Here is a 20648-nt window from a genome sequence, read left to right as displayed (position 1 = left end):
ATCAGCCCTTGTTAACTTATTTTTTTACTTTTACGTCAAACTAAAATTTTCAACAACCTATGAAACACCCATGTTTCTTTACCGCAAACACGAACGGATTAACGTTTGTATGGGTGTTCCATCCAACCGCTTTAAATAATTATTTGGATGAAAAAGCTACTGATGTACTCTTTATCGATGCTGATGGGGGCGCTAGGCGCTAACGCTCAGCTGCTGGATGCAACACCTGTACCCTCGTCGTCGGTACAAAAGATGATTTCGGCTCTCGAGTCGAAGTACGGGCAGGGCGAATCGTTCCGCATCAAGCGGGGCGTGGAGCAAACCGCCATGCTTTGGCGCGCCAGCGATGGCTCGGTTGCCGATTTCGAGCAGTTTGTTGCCGACAATTACGAGGCCGATCCCGCCAAACTCGATGCGCTCTTTGGCAAGCTATCGCGCGCCTTCGAGATTCTGAACGGCTACAACAACCGCATTACAATGGACCTGAAGAAGCCGCTCGACCTCGACTGGGGCCCCGTGGAGCCCATCGACGAAATTGTTGGCTCGTTTAACCCATCGGCGCACCTGGCCGACGATCTTTACGCCAATAAGCTGGCCTTTATGGTGTCGCTCAACTTCCCCACCTACTCGCTGGCCGAGAAAACCCAGCTAGGGCCCGGCTGGAGCCGCAAGCAGTGGGCTTACGCGCGCATGGGCGACATGTTCACCTCGCGCATCCCTGCCGAACTCAAGCAGCGCGCCACCAAGATTTCGGTGGATGCCGAGAAGTATATCTCCGACTACAACATCTACATGGGCAACCTGCTTACCGATAAGGGGCAGTCGCTCTTCCCCGCCGATATGAAGCTCATCACCCACTGGGGCCTTCGCGACGAGCTGAAGTCGAACTACGCCAACAAGCAAACCGGCCTGCAGAAGCAGCAGCTGGTGTACGCCGTTATGAAGCGCATCATCGACCAGTCTATTCCTAAGGAGGTGATCAACTCGGGCAAGTACAAGTGGAACCCCGTTACCAACGTGGTTACCGACAACGGCAAGCCCGTTGCCACTGCCAGCGAGCCCAACACCCGCTACCAGGTGCTGCTAAACAACTTCAACGTAACAAAGGAATTCGACCAGTACTACCCCGGCAAGCCAACCTTCCTGCAGAGCAACTTCGAGTACGGCATGGAGATTCCTCAGGCCGATGTCGAGAAGCTCTTCCGCGAGTACCTGGCATCCCCCGAAATTCGCAAGGTGGGCAAGCTCATCGCGAGCCGCTTGGGCCGCAAGCTGCAGCCGTTCGACATCTGGTACGATGGGTTTAAGTCGCGCAGCACCATCAACGAGGACGACCTGAGCGCCAAAACCCGCGCCAAGTATCCCACCGCCGATGCCTTTAGGGACGACATGCCCCGCATCCTTGGCGAGCTGGGCTTTACCCCCGAGCAGCAGCAGTTTATCCAGTCGCGCGTAAAGGTGGAGGGATCGCGTGGCTCGGGCCATGCCGCCGGTACTGCCATGAAGGGCGACTACAGCCTGCTGCGCACCCGCGTTGGTAAGGCCGGGATGGACTATAAGGGATACAACATCGCCGTGCACGAGTTTGGGCACAACGTGGAGCAGACCATCACCATGGAGCTGGTGGACTACTACATGCTTAGCGGTGTTCCTAACACCTCCTTCACCGAGGCGCAGGCCTTCCTTTTCCAGAAGCGCGACCTCGAGCTGCTGGGCATCCCCGAAAATAATCCTAACAAGCGCGACCTGAACATCCTCGACAACGCCTGGTCGGCCTACGAGATTATGGGCGTTTCTATTGTCGACATGGAGGTTTGGAAGTGGATGTACGCGCATCCTAACGCCGCCGCCGCCGAGCTTAAGGATGCCACCATCGGCATTGCCAAGAATGTTTGGAACCAGTACTACGCCGATGTTTTTGGCAGCAAGGATGAGCCAATCCTCGCCATCTACAGCCATATGATTGAGATACCGCTTTACCTCAGCGCCTATCCAATTGGACAGCTGATCCAGTTCCAGGTTGAGGAGCAGGTGGAGGGGAAGAACTTTGCCTCCGAGATGGTTCGCATGCTAACCCAGGGCCGCATCGTTCCCCAGCTGTGGATGAAGGGGGCTGTTGGTAGCGAGATCTCCACCGCCGCACTGCTGCATGCTGCAAGTAAAGCCGTGGATAACGTAAAGTAGCACCAGAAGACAACTTATAGAGGGGGGCTCGCCGCAGGCGGGCCCCCTTTTTTATAGGGTGATGGCTGCTACGCGCTGTTGGAAGGCCATTATGCATGCATAATGGGTAGTCGCAAAGCTGCGGCAGCCAAATATTCATGCATAATGGGCTGCTGCAGGACTGGGGCTGCAAAATATGTATGCATAATGGGGCGTCGCAGGAGTGGGGCAGGCAAAACTTCATGCATAAAAGGTTGCCGCAGCTTTGCGGCTGCCAAATATGCATGAAGATCGAGTTGTACCTAACACCCTACCTGTCGCTACGTATGGCATCCGGCGCGCCGCCGATCTTCTTTGCACAAAAAAATTCCCTAGCGGGACGAATCCGGCTAGGGGGCTGTGCGCCATCAGCGCTTTGGGTACGGATGCTTTCAGAAAAGATGCCTGGCGAGCCGCAGCGCCAGCTCCGCAATGCTGCCGAGCATGGTGGCGAGGTGTCTTGCAGCCATCGCCCCGAGGAGCCGAACGAGCCAGTCCATCGGCTACAGGGGCTTCACCGGTATGCAGATGTCCACAATAAACTTCTTCTGGGGGTGCTCCTCGTGGTTGTTGTGGTACAGCTCGTAGGGGCTGGCGTCGGCGGGCTGGTAGCCGCTCTGCGCCACCCACAGGCACATCGAGTCCCATGCCTGCTGAAATTCCTGCTCGTTAACCTCGAAGTGCCCGACGGCGTAACGGCCTCCCGGAATCTGCATCTTGCCAATCTCCCCCTCGGTCTTTACATCCTCGAATACGGTGATGCAGGCGCTCTGGCGGATGTTCTCCTGCGCGGTTACCTTGGGGTCGTCGTGGTAGTAGGTAATTCCCTTACATTCGGGGTGGTTGAGTAAACCTCTTGGCCCCGCCCACTTAAAGAGCTTGTCGTAGGCGGCGCCTATCTGGTTGTACTCGCCCTTGTGCCGGCAGTAGATCACGTTCATTGCGGGCATCTCCCTAACTTCGATAACGTTTTTCATCTCTTTCCTCCAAATTGTTTGTGATTCGATATCGCAAACGTACGCATTGGAGCCCTCGTCGAGCTTACCGCTTTTGCTATCCAGCTGACGATTCTTGCTATTTTCGTCCCAGCTGCTGCGGAACTCTTGGGCGCTTACCTTAAACCGCTCCTTGAAGTTTCGGCAAAATACGGATGGGCTGTTGTAGCCGCAGTAGTAGGCAACTTCGGTAATCGAGGTGTCAGGCTCGCTAAGCAGGATGCTTGCGGCCCGTTCGATGCGCTTGCGCTTGATGAAGCCGTTCAGCGTTTCGCCCGTGAACGCCGAAAAGATGCGGTGGAAGTGGAACGGCGAAAAGTTGGCCACATCGGATAGCCGCTCAAGCGACAGCTCTTTGTTGATGTTCGCCTCAATGTAGTCGATCACCCGATTAATCCTGTATATGTACTCTTTTTGATACTTGTTCATTGGTAGCAGTATTTCGGTGCAAATATACGCAATGCCCCACGCATTGCCGCAGCTGTAGGGCATGCAGCAATGCGGGTGTCGGTGTCCAGCATTCGACAGCTTTAGGGGAAAGTTTCTTGGGATGTACTAAGGGGTTAACATTCTTTAGGCAGCTTATTCATCCATTTTACGAGCGGGTACTTGTGCCGCCTAATCTTCAGATTGGCGAATGGAATGTATAACGAAAGCTGCTTGGCGATCTGCTGTAAGTAGTCGTTAGCTCTAAGCGGAAGGAATCGTTCTCGCCTTCTTGTTTTTGTGCTGGCGCTTTCTGCGTTCGATCTCGTTAAGTTAATCGGAAACGTGTAGCTAAATCGTTCTAAATTGGCAGCGATATATTGCATTTTCTCCTCGAAGACCCGTTAACCATCAACAGCACTCTTTTGCTTGCAGCTGTCGTAAATTACTCATGTTAACCCCTAATAAACTCAATCATGAAAAGAGTAGCAATTTTAGCAGCAACATTTCTATTTACATTTTCTATGCTTCAAGTAAATGCCCAAGAAAATGAAAAAGGAGCCGTAAGAGATACCAAGAAGGAGTTGAAGGAAACCAAGAAAGAGCTACGTGGTGAGAGAAAAGAGTTGAGAAAAGCGAAGCGAAATCAGGTGAGCGAAATGTCCAAGGAGCAATTCGTATCTGATTTTGGAAAGATTCCAAACGCTCATTGGTCAAGAGCAACCTACTATGACAGGGTCGTATTTTCGAAAGACGGACAAACAATGACGGCCTTTTACGATGATGACTCGAAGCTGATCGCAACAAGTACGTTTAAGAAGTTTACAGATCTACCTTCTAAGGGCCAGAGTAAGATTAAAACGGCATACAAAGATTACACCGTAAATTCGGTTTTCTTTATCGATTATAGAGGATCGGAGTATGGCGTTATGTTCTATGGCCATTCATTGGAAACGGATAATTATTTTGTAGAGTTAACCAATGGTGCTAAGAAAATACTTGTTATGGTTGATCTCAATGGTGGCGTATCGTTCTTCAAGCAACTTTAGCATTCTTAATTTAAATAGTGAAAAGGTGCGGATTAATCTGCACCTTCTTTTGTCGCTATTTGAGTAAATCAAAAAGATGAAATACGATTAAAAAAGAAGGCTGCTCGTTGAGGGCAGCCTTCTTATACTATTTCTGGTTCGATTTGTAAGCCAAGTTGCATAGCTTGTAGAGCATGCGGGCTCCTACGTTGGCGTCCCACTCGCCATCTTCGTCGGTGGCAACCTCTACAAGGTCGAATCCGACAATCTGACGGCCAGTTTCGGCGACTAACTTTAGCAGGTAGATGGCCTCTTGGAAGGATAATCCTCCAGGAACTGGCGTGCCTGTATTTGGGCAGCAGTCGGGGGTAAGCCCATCGATGTCGAAGCTGATGTAAACCTTCTTAGGTAACTGCTCAATGATTTGCTCGCACTGTTCGTGCCAGTTCATTCCCTGGAACTTTTCTTCACAAAGCTCGTAGTCGGTAAATGGAACAACCTTCGGATGGCTCATGGCAAGGGCAATTTCCTCTTCGCTAAAGTCGCGAACGGCCACCTGCACTAGTCGGTCTACAGCAGGGATTTTGTCGAGCACGTTGTACATGATGGAGGCATGCGAGTAGGTGAAGCCTTCGTAGGCAACGCGTAGGTCGCAGTGCGCATCGATGTGCAGGATACCCATGCCCTCGTGCTTCTCCGACAGAGCCTTTATCAGCCCAAATGGTACGCTATGCTCGCCGCCAACTACACCTACAATCTTCCCCTTTTCGATCCATTTTTTTGCTTCGGCGTAAACGTACTCGTTTAGCGATTCCGAGGCGTTATTGATGGTTTTAAGGTTCTTGGTAATGGCGGGCGAGTTCTCATCTTCACCATTCTCTAGGCGCTCGATTACGTCCTCGGCCAAATCTCGTAGCTCAGCCGATTTGTCGCGCCAATCCTCGTCGATAGGCAGCGTCCCGATGCCAACCTTCCAGGCGTCCTTCACAAAAGGATCGTAGAGGTCTAGCTGCGGCGATGCCTCGAGAATGGCCACAGGGCCATCTGCTGTGCCGGGGGCGTAAGATGTGGTAACATCCCAAGGCACCGAAAGAAGCACTACGTTGGCCTCATCGGGCGAGTAGGGAAGAGCAAAGTAGTTGCCGTTTGGTTGGCCAACTCCGTTAGGATCAAATTCCATATTACAGCTCGTTTAGCATTCGTTTTACATAGTTAGGCAGGGCAAATGCGCCGCGGTGTACGTCGGCGTTGTAGTAGTTAAGCAGGTGGTTGTTGCCAAACGTTTCTGCATTTTCGTTGCTTACGTTGGTAACGTCAACATCACCCTTAACGCCTAGCTGGAAACTCCAAGTTCCCGATGGGTAGGTTGGGATGTGGAAGAGAAGCGTCTTTACTTTTTCCGTTCCAAACACCTCCTTTAGGCATCCGTTGAGCTCAACAAAAGCGTGGTCGTTGAATAGTGGCGATTCGGCCTGTGTTACCAAAATACCGTTTGGCGTTAGCGCGTTGAAGCAGCATTCGTAGAACTTCTTCGAGAAAAGGCCTTCGGCTGGGCCAACAGGATCCGAACCATCAACAATGATGAGGTCGTAGCTTTCGGCGCTGGCCTCTTGTACAAACTTGATGCCGTCGCCAACAATAAGCTTTAGCTTGGGGTGGTTGAAGCTGCGCGAGATTGAGGGAAGGAATAGCTTGGATGCCTCAATTACGTTCGCGTCAATTTCAACCATTGTAACCTTCTCAACCGAAGCGTGGCGTAGAACCTCGCGGATGGTGCCGCCATCGCCGCCTCCAATTACAAGAACGTTTTTCACCTGTCCGTGCGAAAGGATTGCTGGGTGGCTAATCATCTCGTGGTAGTGGGTTTCATCCTTTTCGGTGCACATTACCATGTTGTCGATGGTAAGGGTTGTTCCGTATGCGTAGGTGTCGATAACGCGGGTACGCTGAAACTCCGAAGTTTTATCGTAGAGCACCTCGCCGGTGTAGCGAAGCGAGAGTGCCTGGTTGTCATCTTTGTCGGTAAACCACACGTTGCGATTAAAGGTGTCGGGGTTGATGTGTTTTTTTGCCTCCTCGCGGACGTTGTTCATATCGAAATTAACGTGCTGAAGCAGGTTAAGCGATCCGCGCTTCATCTCTAAAGCCGAGTAGTTGGTCGACTCGAATACCTTCTTTAGGTAGTCGAACGAGATCCAAGGATCAACCGATTCGCCGCAGGTAAATAAATCGACAGCGGCGTAACCGTATTCGGGCCATGTGTGAATGGCAAGGTGGCTTTCCTGTATAACCACTACTCCCGATACTCCGTAAGGGGAAAAGTGGTGAAAGGTGGAGTTGATAACCGTTGCCCCTGCTTTGGTAGCGGCCTTCACCATTCCTTGTTCGATAACAAACACGTCGTTGAGGATTTCGGGATTACATCCCATAAACTCAACCAAAATGTGCCTTCCTAATGCTGACATTCCGTGGGTTTATTTGTATAACATTCAATAATTCAGCAAAGATATTGCAATTAACAGTTTTTTCCAACGGATTGTAAACGGGCTCAAATCGAAAGAAGTTAAATGAAGTTATTGTTGTAGGCGAGATGTCGCCAGTTTACTTGGACTCGGATGCTGAGACGGCTTTTAACAAGATGTTAACCAGCTCTAACATCTCCTTAACCCGTAATGACTATTTTATGATGTATGTTTGTATCGTAAAACTTTTCAACGTCCCGATAGGGAAAGGCTAAGATGAATAGTCTTTAGAGAAGGAAAGTTTACGGAATACTTTGCACTAGACAGAAAATAGATTTTTTTCATAGATTTTCTGTGTCTATACGTTTCGGTGCCGGCGCTTCGCCGAGGGATCACCTCTGTGATGCTTTGCTTTTAGCTCCTCTTAAAGGCGGAGATCAATTTCCTGAAACAATTAACGAGCCATTAGCTAGGACTAACATCACCTTAACCTGCATGGGGGGTATTATGTAGTATGTTTGTACTGTAAAACTTTTACAGCGTCGCTGTTGGAAATATTCGAACAGAACGGCTGATAAAAAGGGGTTACGTTTACTCCTAGTGTAAGACAGACAGAAATAGTTTTTTCATAGATTTAGGTTATTGGTTATACATCAACCCTCGATGCGACATCGGGGGTTGATGTTTTTATATGGTTTGATTACTGGCTAGCCTCTACTTAACTTCCTTCCTGCAAAGCGCTGTTTTAACTCCCCTTAAATTCGCAGGTTGATTCCCCGAAACAATTAACGAGCCATTAACCAGCTCTAACATCACCTTAACCAGCATGGGGTATATTATGTAGTATGTTTGTACTGTAAAACTTTTACGGCATCGATGTCGAAGAGATTCGAGTAGAGCGATTGCCAAAAGGTTTACGGGTTACTTTAGTGTTAGGAACGCTTAATAATAGTTTTTTCATAGATTTAGGTTTTTTGGTTAGACACAAACGACCCCGATGCGATATCGGGGTCGTTTGTGTTTGTAGGTGGGCTTAATGCTTTGTTCGGAATAGGTTCGATAGCTGCCTAAAGATGCTTGTAGGCTCTTTGGTTGGCTCTTTTTCTATTTTCCAAGGTGTAAGGGGAGTGGCTTTTTCTTCTGCTCTGTCGCCTTGTGGAAGCATTTTGCTTTCGTATATCGCAAAATCTGCTGGAATGGAAGATCGGAATATCACCTTCCAGATGGATTTGTTTGTCTGGTTTTGGACAAGACAGAGCTCGGTGTCCCAGGTGAGCCAGCTGAGCAGCTCGGAGAGGCGCGTAAACCCTAGCCGGCTGCTGGAGAATCCAACTACGATCTCGCGAATGGCGCAGTCGATGGTTGCCGGATTGACGCCCTCGGTTAGGCTGGTTCGAAATTCTGGATCTGCCGCAATCCACTCGATAATTTCTTTAAGCTTTTCGACCACCTCCTTGGTGCTGGCGTTGGTGGAGATCGACTTTATCTCCCGGGTCATTCTCCTTATTCGTTGATCTCGGATGTCGGCGTTGTTGTCGTTGCCAAACCGCTTGATGTTGCTTTTGCTTAGCGATACGGCGTTTGTGGGCTTGGCGCTTTTGAGTCCAATTTTGATATCGGAAGGGGGAAAGAGGTAGATTGCCATTTCGGTGTTCTCGACGGCATGGGCTAGGAAGTCGATAAAGCGTTCGAATCCAAAAGCCGATGGGTCGAAGTTGGGGATGGCGGCCCCGATGAACTCCCGTATTACCGATGGGTTGATGCCGCATTCCAGCGCTTTCTTGTACTCCTTCGAGTCGACGAACGCGCTCAGAAGTTCGTTGATGCGCTGCCATATAAGGTTGTTGCTGTTCGAGTCCTTTCCGTTGAGTTTCTCGATGAGATGCTGGCTGCGGGTGTCGGAAACGCGGACCTCGACCTTGTCGTTCTCCACCTCGGGATCTTCCACCCAGATGAAGTGGTCGCAGGCGGAGGCAAAGAGCTTGTTGGTGGACTGCTTGTAGGCGCATCCGATAACCACCTTGCTGTACTCGCGAAGCTTGCGGGCGAGGCTTGCGTAGGCTCCATCGCCCGAGATGATAACGTAGGTGGTGATTTCGGGGTGGGTGTGAAGGGTGTCGATAACGTCGACGGCTAGACGGATGTCGGCAACGTTTTTTATTGTTCCCCCGTTGGTGCCCACCACGGTAATGGGCTCGATATCCAGGTCGATAAGCTCGGAGTGAAGGAAGCTTAGCGTGGGGTTGAGCCAGTTGGCGTAGGCCTTATGGGTGGCTATCCTTCCGGTTTTTCCTGTTTCTCCAATCTTTTTTAGGATGTCGTGGAGCGACAACCCCTGTACGATTTTCTTGCTGAAGCCGTAGCCCTTAATCAGGTTTTCAACATCGTAAAAAATGGCGGTGTTGTAGGGCGCTTTTACGTCGGTTGTGGCATTCATTGTTGGTCATTTTTAAATTAATAATTAGTGCTGCTAGTGTTGGTCGATGGGTAAATGGTGTTGTTCACTGCCTTTTCCCCTGTTCGAGCGGGCGGTTGCCTCGCAATTGTAAAGTTAAAGATAGTTACAGAATAAAAATAGTGTTTAAGAAAAAAACATTGGGCTGCGCTACTTTTTTTATTCGAACTCTTGGGAGCAACTACTATAGAGCATAGGAGTGGCATTCGGATCTGTTTGAACTTCGAGATTTCGTCTTCCTAAACTTCTTTGATCGATGTATGCATAAACAAGGCGCAGGCGTAAAGGGGGTGTCCTTTACGCCTGCGCCTTGTTTATGTAAATTGCCGGTTGTGCTACCTCAGCTGCTTACTCCATATGTCGTATCCCTCCTTGGTAAGGTGCAAACCATCGGTGGTGAGCTCCTTGCGCAGCACGTTGGTGCCCTTTTCGGTGAAGAAGGGGTAGAGGTTGATGTACTGGATCTTCTTTTGGGCAGCAACCAGTTCAAACTTCTGGTTAATCTCCGGTATTAAGTTGGTCTTACCTATCATGGTTTTGTAGCGGCCAAACGATTCGTTGATGGGGATTAAGCTTTGCAGGTATAGCTTGGTTTTGGGCGATTCGGACTGTATTCTATCAATAACCGTGGTGAGCAGCGTCACCACGCTATCTGCCGAGAGGTTGTGCGATACATCGTTTACCCCAAGCATTAGGTATATCGTTTTGGGCTTACCGGGTAGGATTTGGTATAGGCGATCGTAAACGCCCATGGCATCGTCGCCAATGATGCCGCGGTTGCGCACGTGCTTTGCGTTGAGGAGCGTTCCCCAATCGCCGCCATTTTCGGTCATGCTGTCGCCCAGCATAACGATGTCGCCATCGGTGATCGGATTCTCGTTTTCGAACTGTAGCGTGCGCTGGTAGTAGTGGTCGGTGTACTTGCGCGCTGGGGGGTAGATGGAGGCGGCAACGACGTTAGCCACCATGGTGCGCAGGCGGGTTACCTCGCCCTTATCCTCGGGGTGAACCCGGTTGGTGAGGAGGATTACCGCGGTTTGGGTATCGGGGTCGATTACGATGGAGGTGCCCGTGTAGCCGGTGTGGCCGTAGGCGTTTGGCCCGAATAGGTCGCCCTTGTTGGAGGAGTAGGGCGAGGATACGTCCCACCCGAGCGATCGGCCAAAGGATGCTAGGCTTGCGGGTACATGGGTGAGCGCCTGTACGCCCATGGGGCTGAGGATGCGCTTGCCGTTGTACTCTCCGCCGTTAAGCAGCGCTGCCGATAGGATGGCCAGGTCGTCGGCACAGGAGAATATACCTGCATTCCCCGATATTCCCCCGTTCATTTCTCGAGCTAGCGGATCGTGGACGATGCCCTTGAGGACGCTCCCGTCTTTCAGCCTCTCGGTAGGCGCGCATAGCTCGAGCAGCTTGCCGGTAGGGTTGTAGTCGGTATGGTCCATGCCCAGCACGTCGTAAATGTTCTCCTTGGCAAAGTCCCTTAAGCTTTTCCCGCTAATCGTTTCGATGATCTGCTGTAGCGTTATGTAGTTTAGGCAGCTGTACTTAAAGGCTGTTTCGGGGGTGGTGTCGCGCTTGCAGGTGGCGATGTACTCTACAATGGGGCTGGGACTGGGGTTGGGCGCGGCGTGCTTGGCCTTGATGCTGGATATGGGCGCGTAGGCGGGGAGGCCCGACGTATGCGTGAAGAGATCGATTACCCGGATGTTGTCGGTAAACGAGGGGACGTAGAGGCTCACCTTGTCGGATAGGCGCAGCTTACCCTGCTCGATGAGGATCATGGCCGAGATGGCTGTGGCGATGGGCTTCGTGCACGAGGCCATGTCGAACACCGTGTTTACCGTCATCGGTTCTGCTGTAGGAACCGTTTGCTTGTTGCCGTAGGCCTTCAGGTAGGCCATCTTGCCCTGCCGCACTACGGCGAGGACGGCTCCGGGGATTTGCTTGCTGTCGATTGCTTTTTGAATGGCCTGGTCGGCGTAGCGTAGCTGCTGCGTGCTCATGCCCACCTGTTCGGGCATTACCCGCTGTAGGGGTTGCGAGGTGGCCTGCAGTGCGATTAGCAAGGTGATGGCCACTGCTAGTAATGATTTCATGCTTCGATATTTTGTGTTTTAAAGGTTGGTCGGACGTTGTGTGGCTTCGGCCGTGCCGTCGGTGGGGCGGGAGCACGCGGCGGTGGACTCCCGTTGCCGTTCGGCGGCGTAGGTTGGTGCAAATGTATAAAATGAATGCTCTTCTGAAACCGTAATTTGTAGAGAGCCACTCGGGGCATTCGTTAAATCGGTTGACAAGCGGGGGAGGCAGGAATTTCGCTTTTAAGATTTACACTACTCTATTTCGAAGGGTATCCCCCGCCGGCGGGGGTTAGGGGGTGGACTTTTTGAAGTGTACAGCAATCATTGGCATCAAGTTTTTACCTCTAACGGCTATTTTCCTCCCCCTTCCCCCTCCAAAGGGGGATACGCTTTGTGCTACGACTTGCTGATTCCTTTACGTCTACCTCCATTATGATCGATGATTTTTTAAAAGAGAAATCCCTGGCGGGGGAGGCTTTCCCCCGAATTGATGACGGTTGCCTTTGAGGGGAGCGGTGCTGCTGCGTAAAGGCAAGATTTCGGCGGTTGGGCGGTGCTGCTGTTTTTGCTACATTTGCGCGATTTACCGTACGGGAGAACCCGTCAAACTCGAATCTTGCTTTACCCAATGAGCGCTTCATCGTTAACGCCTAAGCCGCACTACGAGATCCTCGATGGCCTTCGTGGAGTGGCTGCCGTTCTGGTGGTGGCCTTCCACATCCTGGAGGTGCACGCGCAGGGCCATGTGGACCTGCTGCTAAACCATGCCTACCTGGCGGTGGACTTCTTCTTCCTGCTGTCGGGCTTCGTTATCGGCTACGCCTACGACGACCGATGGGGGAGCATGAGCCCGGGCGGCTTCTTCAAGCGGCGCCTCATCCGGCTCCAGCCCTTGGTGGTGATGGGCGCCATCCTTGGGGCTGCTCTTTTCTTCTTCCAACGGTCGGACTTCTGGCCCATGGTTGCCGTGGCGCCCGCCTGGAAGGTGATGCTGGTGATGCTGGTGGGCTGCACCATGCTGCCCCTGCTGCCGGCCTTCGACATCCGCGGAGGGGCCGAGATGTACCCGCTCAACGGGCCGGCGTGGTCGCTCTTCTACGAGTACGTGGCCAACATCCTGTACGCCCTCTTCGTTCGCCGGTTCTCCACCACGCTGCTGGCGGTGCTGGTGGTGCTCTCGGGAGGGGTGCTGGTTCACCTGGCCGTTACCGGGCCCGCCTGCGACGTGATTGGCGGATGGTCGCTCGAGCTGGTGCAGATCCGCTACGGCCTAACCCGCGTGGTGTACCCCTTCTTTGCGGGGCTGCTGCTCTTCCGCATCGGCAAGCCTGCGCGGGTGGAGCATGGCTTCCTGCTCAGCAGTCTGCTGCTGGTGGTGCTGCTGGTGATGCCGCGCCTTGGCGAGTACGCGCACCTCTGGATGAACGGCATCTACGAGTCGGTAACCATCGTTGTGCTGTTCCCGCTGGTGGTGTTCATCGGAGCCAGCAGCCAGCTTAGCGGCAAGCTATCCACCACCCTTTGCCGGTTCCTCGGCGAGATCTCTTACCCCATTTACATCACCCACTTCCCGCTGGTGGAGCTCTACAGGGCCTGGGTGTTCAACCACAAGCTAACCCTTAGGGAGTCGTACCCGCTGGCGCTGCTCGTGTTTGCGCTGGCCATCGTGCTGGCCTACGCCTGCCTTAAGCTGTACGACGAGCCCGCCCGCCGATGGCTCCGCCGAAGGTTCTCCGGCGAGGCAGCGCCTAAGCCGCAAGGTCCGCTCGGCGCGGGTAGCTCGCTGGTAGAGTCCTGCCTACCGCAGCCCGACGCCTTTGGTGCCGATGTGGAACAGTAGCAGGCAAGCGAGACTCTGGGGATATTTGGCGGTAGCCCTGCCGTCGTCGCCCCTTTTCGGGTTTCGGCAGCTCCTTTCTCGGTTGTGACGCTGCCTTTCTGTCATGTGATAGGCTTTGGATCGGGTGTGACGGTCCATTTTTTGCCTGAGAATTTTTATTTTTGATGTGTGACGGTTCGTTTTTCGGTAGCGACAGGCCTTGGATGAGGTGTGACGCTGCCTTTCTGTCATGTGACGGGCTTTGGATGGCGTGTGACGCTTCGTTTTTCGCCTGTGACAGCCTTTGGATTGGGTAAGACAGCTCGTTTTCTGGCATTGACACTCCTTGGAGCGGGTGTGACGGTTCGTTTTCCTCCTGTGACAGCCGTTGGAACGGGTGCGACGGTTCATTTTCTGGCATCGACAGGCTTTGGAACGGGTGTGGCGCTTCGTTTTTCGCCTGTGGCAACCTTTGGAGCAGGTGCGACGGCTCTTTATTCTCCGGCAATGTTTTTTTCTTTAAGGCTGCTTAACGTTGGAGGTTTATTGCTACATTGGGGGCAACTTTATAATCGTACACCTACCTGTAAGCATGCTTTGGAATTAGCCTTTCGGCTTGCACCCCGTTCGGGGTGGTGGGGTACGAGATGAAAATCGAACTTTAACTTAAATCCTATTGCATGAAACGATTTGTTGTCGCTTTTCTGATGCTGCTGGCTTGCTCGGTATCGCTTCAGGCTCAGAAAATCAAGTACGAAACCTCTTTCGAAAAGGCCAAAGCCTTGGCCGTACAGGAGAAAAAGCCGCTAGCTGTACTCGTAACCGTTCAGTCGCCATCCTACCCAAAAAATTACACGGGGGGCCTTGACGATAGGCGTGTAGCCGAGAAGTTTAACAGCAGCTTTGTCTGCTATAGGGTCGACATGGCTGATACGGCAAATGCGGGGAAAATTATAAGGGCCTATAACGTATCCCAGTATCCTTCCTTTATTTTCCTTGATGCAAAGGGTGGATTGTTGTTTGCCGATATAGCTCCGCTACCTTGCCCCGAACCATTGCTGGAGATTGCCGATAGGGCAATTGCCGCTTCAAAGGAGAAGTCGATGGCTGATTACGACCGCGAGTATGCCGCAGGAAGCTGCAGCACGACCTTCCTGAAGGAGTACATCGGCAAAAGGCAGCGAGCCAGAATTACCGACAATGCCGACCTAGTTGAGAAGTACGTGAAGGGGCTGAGCGTTGCCGACTTCTCCAAGTACAGCGAGGTGCTCTTCATTCTTAAAGCGGGGCCAGTTGTCTATGGCAATGCTTACACGCTGGCTTATATGAATAGGCCTTTGGTTGATAGCATCTATAAGGTAGAGCCATCGGCCGTCCGTATTGCCATCAACAATACAATAGTGGAAAATACCTTGAGCCGGGCTGTTGCCGCTAAAAATGAGCAACTGGCGAATTCTGCCGCAGGCTACTCCGAGCGTTGCTGGGGAAAGAACCATCGGGAAGAAGGGAACAAAAATTGGAATGCAGTAATGATGGAGTATTACATTGGCGTAAAGGACACCGTTAGCTATCTCCAAAAGGCTTCCTACTTTTACAATGATTACTATATGAATATTTCGGTGGATTCGCTAAAGAAGAAAGACTCGATAAATCTTGCCGCTCGAAATAAAGCAGCAGCATCCCGTACAAAACTTTCCGATACCACCGTGAATAGAACCGAGACCTATTCGTATACTAGCTTCAAGGATAGCTATGCAACCATCTTGAATAATGCCGCATGGCGTTTCTACCTGATGGCTGGCGATAAAACCGACTACCTGCTAAAGGCGATGCTGTGGAGCCGACGCTCCATTGAGGTAACCCCCAAGGCGAGCTTCTACGATACTTACGCCCATATATTGTACAAGCTGAAGCTCTTTGATGAGGCAGAAAGCATGGAGCGAAAAGCCGTAGAGCTGGGTAAAGCCGAAAAGTTTGACGTGAAGGTGTACCAAGAGGAGTACGGTAAGATTAAAAGCAGAAGCTTGTAGAGGTGAATAGTATGGTTGGCAATGCCAATCCGTTCAATCCCCGTAATCCGTGATAAAAAAAGGCCGTGGGAACCACCCCACAGCCAAACCTAAATCACAACCTAATCCTCCCTACGAGTAGATCAGAATTAAGCTCAGAGCTTATCGTTTAACGGCCGCAGTAGAGTATTTCGCATTGGAATAGCCTCCTGCGGCTTTTTGTGTGTATCGTTTACTTTACCTTGCTGCGCTTCATCAGCTCGTCGATTTGGCGAAGGGCAATCTTGGGGTTGGCAATCACGTTGCATCCGCCCACGCATCCGCCCTCGCAGCTCATCACCTCGACAAAGTTGCCGGAGCACGACTTGGGAAGCTGCTTCAGGGCGCGTATCTGCGCCTTGTCGATACCGTTAATCACCACCGGCTCCACCTTGGCGGTAGGGGCGTAGGCGAGCACCGCGTTGGTAACGCCGCCCGAGTAGCCGAATCCGCGGGCTACGCTGGTAACCTCCTTGTCGATGCTGCCGGGTTCGGCCTCGGTAATCTCCACCCCGTGGGCCACCATTAGGGCGCCAAACTCCTCGAAGCTTAGCACCAGGTCCACGTTGGGGTCGTAGAAGGCCTCGTGGCGCTTGCCGGTGCAGGGCGCAACCATTACCAGGATGCCGTCGGGGTACTTCTGGCGGGCTAGCTCGGCGGTGTAGTACATCGGCGACTTGGTGTGCGACACGAAGGGCTTCAGCTCGGGGATGTGGCGATCCACCAGGTTCACGTACGCAGGGCAGCACGAGGTGGTCATAAATGGGGCACCTTCCTCCATGCGCTCGAGGAACTCCTCCGACTCGTACTGCGAGGTGATGTCGGCGCCCACGGCCACCTCCACTACCTCGTCAAAGCCCAGCTCCCTGAACGCTCCCACGATCTTCTCCATCGGCACCTTAAACTGTCCTGCAATGGCGGGCGCCACCATGGCAACCACCTTCTTGTCCGACTTAAATCCTCTATACAGCTCGGTAAAGTGGGTCTTTTCCATTACCGCGCCAAACGGGCAGGCCACCACGCACTTTCCGCAGTTGATGCACTTGCTCTTGTTGATGCGCTCGATGCCCAGCTCGTCTTTGGTGATGGCTCCCACGGGGCACGATTCCTCGCAGGGCACGGGCTGGTAGATGATGGCGTGGAAGGGGCATACCTTTTGGCAGAGCCCGCAGTTAACGCACTTGGTGGAGTCGATGATCGCCTGCCCGTTGACGAATACGATGGCGTCCTTGTTGCAGTTCATCGTGCAGGGGCGGGCAACGCAGCCGCGGCACATGTTGGTGACCACGTAGTTTGCCTTTACGCACGAGCTGCACGCCTCGTCGACCACCGTGAGCATGGTGCTGTTTTCCTTCTTTCCACGGGCATAGGCTATGCGGGCGTACTCCGATAGCGGGGTTAGCTCGTCCTCCTCGTCTTCGATGTTAAATCCGAGCAGCGCCATCAGCTTGTACTTGATAACCGCTCGATCCTTGTGAATACAGCAGCGCGATGTTTCGCTGTAGCGGGGGCGCATCTCAACTGGAATACGGTCGATTTCCTGTCCGATGGTTCCTTCGTTCAGCATTTTCGCAAGCCTAGTCATCAGCTCGCGGCGAATTAGCATTGCGTTGTTGGTAACAGCCATTACTTTCCTCCTATTTCTTCCTTTATTACCTCAATTATTTTCGATACCGATGCTTCGCGGATTAGCTTCCCGTTTACCTCGGCGTAGGGTGCCTTCACCGGCTTATCGGTGTTGCAGTACCCCAAGCAGGGCGATCCCTTAATCACCACCTTGCTCTTTAGCTCTTCGGGTAGCACCTCCAGTAGCGTCCAAAGATCCGATCCGCCCATCACGTAGCAGAGCGTCCCGGAACATATTTTTACAGCTATCATAGGTCAGTTTTTCGTTACGTTTTTTATGTTGGTTAGTCTGTCAAACCTCGGTTTGCTGGGCTTGATCCCTATTCTTTTTGCTTCGTCTAGTTTCTCTTTAAATAAACTGCAGCCTCACCTCCTTCAGGTACTTTCCCTCCAGCAGCTCCACTATTCGCTTTACCACGTTTCGCCGAATCTCCAGCTCAACGGGCAGGTTGGGATCTTGGTGGGCGATGTTGATTTTAGTTCCAACCACAAAGTCGATGATGTCGTTTTGCAGCAGCAGCTGAACAATCTCAACGGCAGGACCGTCTCCCTCAACCTCTCCTGTGGTGTGCTCTTCGAGGATTTGTGCCACCTTCCCTATGGTAAGTATTCCTTCGGTAATTAGGTCAACGCCCTCCATGGATGAGGTGGGAGGGAGCCCCGATTTTCCTACGTCGAAACCTACCTCTATCTCCTTGCCGAACTCGCGCGATAGGATTTGGGCTGTAGTTCCTCCGCAGATAATCTTTTTACCTGGAAATGACTTTACAATTGATGCCAGATACCTATCCTTCTGCTCGTGGAACGGTGGACCGGTGCAAATAAGCAGCTGGCGTGGCTCCCTAAAGTACACAACGGCGCAGGTTGTGTCGTCCATCGGCATGTATATGTCGTTTTTTTGTGCCTGAAGCACAATCTTCCTGGCAAGTGTTGTTGCCGATCGGGTTGGTCTGCCCTTCAGCTCCTTAATAATGAACTTCTGAACAGCCTCATCTCCCCAGCCAAAAGGCATCTGCTGGGTTCCCATCCCCGATTGCGTAACGCCATCGGAAAAGAGCACCATTCTGTCCTCCTTTTGGGCGATGAAGTGCGATCGGTACATAACCTTTCGGCGGATGCTGCTCTCCTCAATGGTAATGCTCTCCTTCTCGGGCGTAATTACCTTGCCGTTGCGTACCAGCACAAACGATGGGTTGTCGTACTCCACCACGTTGGTTTCGCCATCCGACTCAATGTCTACGATGGTGAAGGTGGCGTAGCTAATCTTTCGCTCGCTATCAACCGGCAGCGTTTTCATGATGGTGTGCGCTATTCGGTCGATAGGCTCCTTCAGCAGCGTGTAGTTTACCGCCATCGATGCGGTGAGCGATGCCAGCACGTTGGCTTTTATACCGCTTCCCAAACCGTCGGAGAGCACCATCACCAGGCGGTTCTCCTCCTTAATCTTTTTCGAGAGGAAGACATCTCCACACACGGGACGCCCCTTGCAGTTTTGCTGCCACATGTCAACTTCTATGAAAAAGGGGCTATCTTTCACTGCTTTCCTCAATTTGGTATGCCTCTAGGATGGTGTTAAGCATGGTTTCGGTACGCGATGCATTTTCGCCAAGTAGGTAGGCTATCTTTTGTACGGTTTCCAGGTTTTCCTGAATAACCATTTGCGTTCTTTTCACAATTTCATCGTTGCGGACTTCGGGTACCACAAGGTCGCGCATAATGGCGCAAACAATTTTGTGCTTTTGTACGGTGAATATCGAAACCTTAAAGACCTTATCGCTGAATCGTACGTCGCGCTCCATGATATCCTTTCCGGTACTTAGCACCGACGAGAATAGCTTATGGAAGGGGACTAGCTTGGCAACGTTGGCTCCAGCAAGTCCCGGATTCGCCTCGTTAATCATCTCGATTTCTGCTCCCATCATTTTGGCGAAGCTCTTGTTCGACTCAACAACCTTCATCTCCTCGTCCACCAGCAAAACTCCCGAAGGGATTTTCTGAAGCAGAACCGTAGCCTTGTCGTTGGCAACCTTGCGCATGTACGATACGCACATGTTGCGCTCTGCCTGTCCGTCAATTAGCGCTGCGGCAAAATCACGGCAGCTGTCGTAGCCGCAACCACCACAGTTTATCTCGTCTTTCTCCGATTGCTTGCCTATTGCGCTTAGCGATTCTAGAAGATCAGCCTCAGCATGCTGCCTTTTTTGAACTGGATAAATATTGCTGAAACTACGACTAATGTCTATACTAGGAGTGGTGGCAGCTGCTTTGGCATCTCTTGTATTCTTGCGATTAAGCTCCGACTGAATCTTATATCGCTTTATTGCTGTCGAATCTTTGGTTAATGTTCCTGGTCCGTGGATGCAGCCTCCGGTGCACGAGAGCAACTCGAGGAATAGCTTTTGGCTCGAATCCCAGATACCTATGCTGTTTAGCGTTTGTCTAATTGCATCGGCTCCCGAAAAGTTCATGTAGATGGTGCTGTTCTTCTCTAAATCGGCGGATACTCCAGCAACCATTCCTCCGTCAAGCGGGTAAATGGAGCCCATACTCGAAAGGTTAGGCTCGAAGGTATCCTCATTTTCGGGGATTAGGTCGAAATCGATACCCTCATCTTCCAGCCATTCGCGCAGGTCGTTGAAGGTTAGTGCCACATCAATGGAGTCTTTATACTTGTCAGCCTCGCGCTTTTTCGATATGCATGGACCAAAGAAGATGGTTTTGGCATCTTTCCCAAACCACTCCTTAATCATCAGTCCGTGCGTAACCATGGGCGAGTGTATAGGAACAATCGAGTCGCTGAGGTTGGGGTAGTATTTGCATATCAGCTCAACCACCGATGGGCATGCCGATGATATAAATATGCCCCCTTCATGCCTTGATATGTAGTTGGCGGTCTCTTTCGAAACAACCTCTGCACCAAGTGCCGTCTCCGAAACGGCGCTAAATCCTAGCATCTTAAGCGCACGGGTGATTCTTGATATGGAAATGTTTGAGAACTCCGTAGCGTAGGATGGCGCAATCGAGGCAACCACAATCTTTGTGTTGTTTATGATGTTGCGTGCAGCCTTCAGGTCGTTGCGTATCTTCTTTGCGTTTGCGGGGCAAATGGTAACGCAGTTCCCGCAAAAGATGCAGCGCTCGCCAACAATCGAAGCGCTCCCTTGACCAACATTTATTCCTTTAACAGGGCAATGGCGGATGCACTTATAGCAATCCTGGCAGTTGTTTATCTCGGTATATATCGGGTTTGCTAGGTTCATTGCTGCTGTTTAAGGGCGTTTTCGATATGAGTTATTGCCGTGTTGAAGCGCACTTCTTTGTATACAACCCCGTTTATGGAAATTGTAGGTCCGCTGCTGCAGATGTTTGAACAGAGCTTCCCTTTAAAGCATACCTTTTCTTCAAGGTTGTTCTCTTTGAGGTGCTTTTTTATAGCATCAAGCATCTCTCTGTTTCCTCGCGAGAAGCACGAGCTGCCAAGGCAAATTAGAACTTCAACTTTTTGC

At 51.7% G+C, this 20648-nt stretch carries 14 protein-coding genes; 4 read left to right on the top strand and 10 right to left on the bottom strand.

Annotation, left to right across the window (positions count from 1 at the left end; genetic code table 11):
• The first annotated feature begins 147 nt into the window (after positions 1–147).
• Complete coding sequence (locus tag ACHZA1_RS02545) at positions 148–2184, top strand: hypothetical protein (RefSeq protein ID WP_320053671.1); 2037 nt, start codon at positions 148–150, stop codon at positions 2182–2184.
• Between the two features lie 521 nt (positions 2185–2705).
• Here the strand turns inward: ACHZA1_RS02545 and ACHZA1_RS02540 are convergent.
• Positions 2706–3626: an AraC family transcriptional regulator gene (locus tag ACHZA1_RS02540; RefSeq protein WP_320053670.1), complete on the bottom strand. Its 921-nt coding sequence runs from the start codon at positions 3624–3626 to the stop codon at positions 2706–2708.
• Between the two features lie 473 nt (positions 3627–4099).
• Here ACHZA1_RS02540 and ACHZA1_RS02535 point away from each other — a divergent pair, with 473 nt between their 5' ends.
• A complete protein-coding gene (locus tag ACHZA1_RS02535; protein WP_320053669.1) occupies positions 4100–4672 on the top strand; it encodes a hypothetical protein in 573 nt (190 codons plus the stop codon).
• A gap of 127 nt (positions 4673–4799) precedes the next feature.
• On the opposite strand, the gene ACHZA1_RS02530 is transcribed toward ACHZA1_RS02535, so the two are convergent.
• From ACHZA1_RS02530 to ACHZA1_RS02515, 4 genes are all read right to left on the bottom strand, one after another.
• Positions 4800–5831, bottom strand: coding sequence for an agmatinase family protein (locus tag ACHZA1_RS02530; RefSeq protein ID WP_320053668.1), 1032 nt, complete (start codon positions 5829–5831; stop codon positions 4800–4802).
• A 1-nt stretch (position 5832) separates the two neighbouring features.
• Positions 5833–7116 carry a polyamine aminopropyltransferase gene (gene speE / locus ACHZA1_RS02525; RefSeq protein WP_320053667.1) on the bottom strand — a complete coding sequence of 428 codons (1284 nt, stop codon included), beginning with the start codon at positions 7114–7116 and terminating at the stop codon, positions 5833–5835.
• 1030 nt (positions 7117–8146) lie between these two features.
• Positions 8147–9550: an NYN domain-containing protein gene (locus tag ACHZA1_RS02520; RefSeq protein WP_320053666.1), complete on the bottom strand. Its 1404-nt coding sequence runs from the start codon at positions 9548–9550 to the stop codon at positions 8147–8149.
• A gap of 353 nt (positions 9551–9903) precedes the next feature.
• A complete protein-coding gene (locus tag ACHZA1_RS02515; RefSeq protein ID WP_320053665.1) occupies positions 9904–11667 on the bottom strand; it encodes a serine hydrolase in 1764 nt (587 codons plus the stop codon).
• Between the two features lie 610 nt (positions 11668–12277).
• Here ACHZA1_RS02515 and ACHZA1_RS02510 point away from each other — a divergent pair.
• Both ACHZA1_RS02510 and ACHZA1_RS02505 read left to right on the top strand, forming a co-directional pair.
• Complete coding sequence (locus ACHZA1_RS02510) at positions 12278–13489, top strand: acyltransferase (RefSeq protein WP_320053664.1); 1212 nt, start codon at positions 12278–12280, stop codon at positions 13487–13489.
• A gap of 659 nt (positions 13490–14148) precedes the next feature.
• Complete coding sequence (locus ACHZA1_RS02505; protein WP_320053663.1) at positions 14149–15498, top strand: hypothetical protein; 1350 nt, start codon at positions 14149–14151, stop codon at positions 15496–15498.
• Positions 15499–15709: 211 nt separating this feature from the next.
• Here ACHZA1_RS02505 and ACHZA1_RS02500 read toward each other — a convergent pair whose 3' ends face one another.
• From ACHZA1_RS02500 to ACHZA1_RS02480, 5 genes are all read right to left on the bottom strand, one after another.
• A complete protein-coding gene (locus ACHZA1_RS02500) occupies positions 15710–17143 on the bottom strand; it encodes a monomeric [FeFe] hydrogenase (protein WP_320053662.1) in 1434 nt (477 codons plus the stop codon).
• On the bottom strand, positions 17143–17394 hold the full coding sequence (locus tag ACHZA1_RS02495) for a hypothetical protein (RefSeq protein ID WP_320053661.1): 252 nt from the start codon (positions 17392–17394) through the stop codon (positions 17143–17145). The genes ACHZA1_RS02500 and ACHZA1_RS02495 overlap by 1 nt, the downstream gene beginning before the upstream one ends.
• Positions 17395–17491: 97 nt before the next feature.
• The gene (locus ACHZA1_RS02490; RefSeq protein WP_320053660.1) at positions 17492–18679 is read right to left on the bottom strand and encodes a SpoIIE family protein phosphatase; all 1188 of its coding nucleotides are present in this window, start codon (positions 18677–18679) and stop codon (positions 17492–17494) included.
• Positions 18669–20402, bottom strand: a complete 1734-nt coding sequence (locus tag ACHZA1_RS02485; RefSeq protein ID WP_320053659.1) for a [Fe-Fe] hydrogenase large subunit C-terminal domain-containing protein — start codon at positions 20400–20402, stop codon at positions 18669–18671. The genes ACHZA1_RS02490 and ACHZA1_RS02485 overlap by 11 nt, the downstream gene beginning before the upstream one ends.
• Positions 20399–20587 (bottom strand): hypothetical protein, encoded by a 189-nt coding sequence (locus ACHZA1_RS02480; protein WP_320053658.1) that lies wholly within the window; start codon positions 20585–20587, stop codon positions 20399–20401. Before ACHZA1_RS02480 ends, ACHZA1_RS02485 begins: the two co-directional genes overlap by 4 nt.
• Positions 20588–20648 lie beyond the last annotated feature (61 nt).

The organism is uncultured Acetobacteroides sp., assembly GCF_963667355.2.
Lineage (GTDB): Bacteria > Bacteroidota > Bacteroidia > Bacteroidales > ZOR0009 > Acetobacteroides.
Note: the sequence above shows the minus strand (reverse complement) of the source record. Positions and strands in the feature narration are given on the sequence as shown.

Bases quoted from the DNA above. Each gene is read 5' to 3' on its own strand.
- ACHZA1_RS02530 (WP_320053668.1), bottom strand. From the start codon at position 5,831: ATGGAATTTGATCCTAACGGAGTTGGCCAACCAAACGGCAACTACTTT.
- ACHZA1_RS02495 (WP_320053661.1), bottom strand. From the start codon at position 17,394: ATGATAGCTGTAAAAATATGTTCCGGGACGCTCTGCTACGTGATGGGC.
- ACHZA1_RS02520 (WP_320053666.1), bottom strand. From the start codon at position 9,550: ATGAATGCCACAACCGACGTAAAAGCGCCCTACAACACCGCCATTTTT.
- speE (WP_320053667.1), bottom strand. From the start codon at position 7,116: ATGTCAGCATTAGGAAGGCACATTTTGGTTGAGTTTATGGGATGTAAT.
- ACHZA1_RS02535 (WP_320053669.1), top strand. From the start codon at position 4,100: ATGAAAAGAGTAGCAATTTTAGCAGCAACATTTCTATTTACATTTTCT.
- ACHZA1_RS02545 (WP_320053671.1), top strand. From the start codon at position 148: ATGAAAAAGCTACTGATGTACTCTTTATCGATGCTGATGGGGGCGCTA.
- ACHZA1_RS02540 (WP_320053670.1), bottom strand. From the start codon at position 3,626: ATGAACAAGTATCAAAAAGAGTACATATACAGGATTAATCGGGTGATC.
- ACHZA1_RS02480 (WP_320053658.1), bottom strand. From the start codon at position 20,587: ATGCTTGATGCTATAAAAAAGCACCTCAAAGAGAACAACCTTGAAGAA.
- ACHZA1_RS02515 (WP_320053665.1), bottom strand. From the start codon at position 11,667: ATGAAATCATTACTAGCAGTGGCCATCACCTTGCTAATCGCACTGCAG.
- ACHZA1_RS02485 (WP_320053659.1), bottom strand. From the start codon at position 20,402: ATGAACCTAGCAAACCCGATATATACCGAGATAAACAACTGCCAGGAT.
- ACHZA1_RS02510 (WP_320053664.1), top strand. From the start codon at position 12,278: ATGAGCGCTTCATCGTTAACGCCTAAGCCGCACTACGAGATCCTCGAT.
- ACHZA1_RS02505 (WP_320053663.1), top strand. From the start codon at position 14,149: ATGAAACGATTTGTTGTCGCTTTTCTGATGCTGCTGGCTTGCTCGGTA.
- ACHZA1_RS02500 (WP_320053662.1), bottom strand. From the start codon at position 17,143: ATGGCTGTTACCAACAACGCAATGCTAATTCGCCGCGAGCTGATGACT.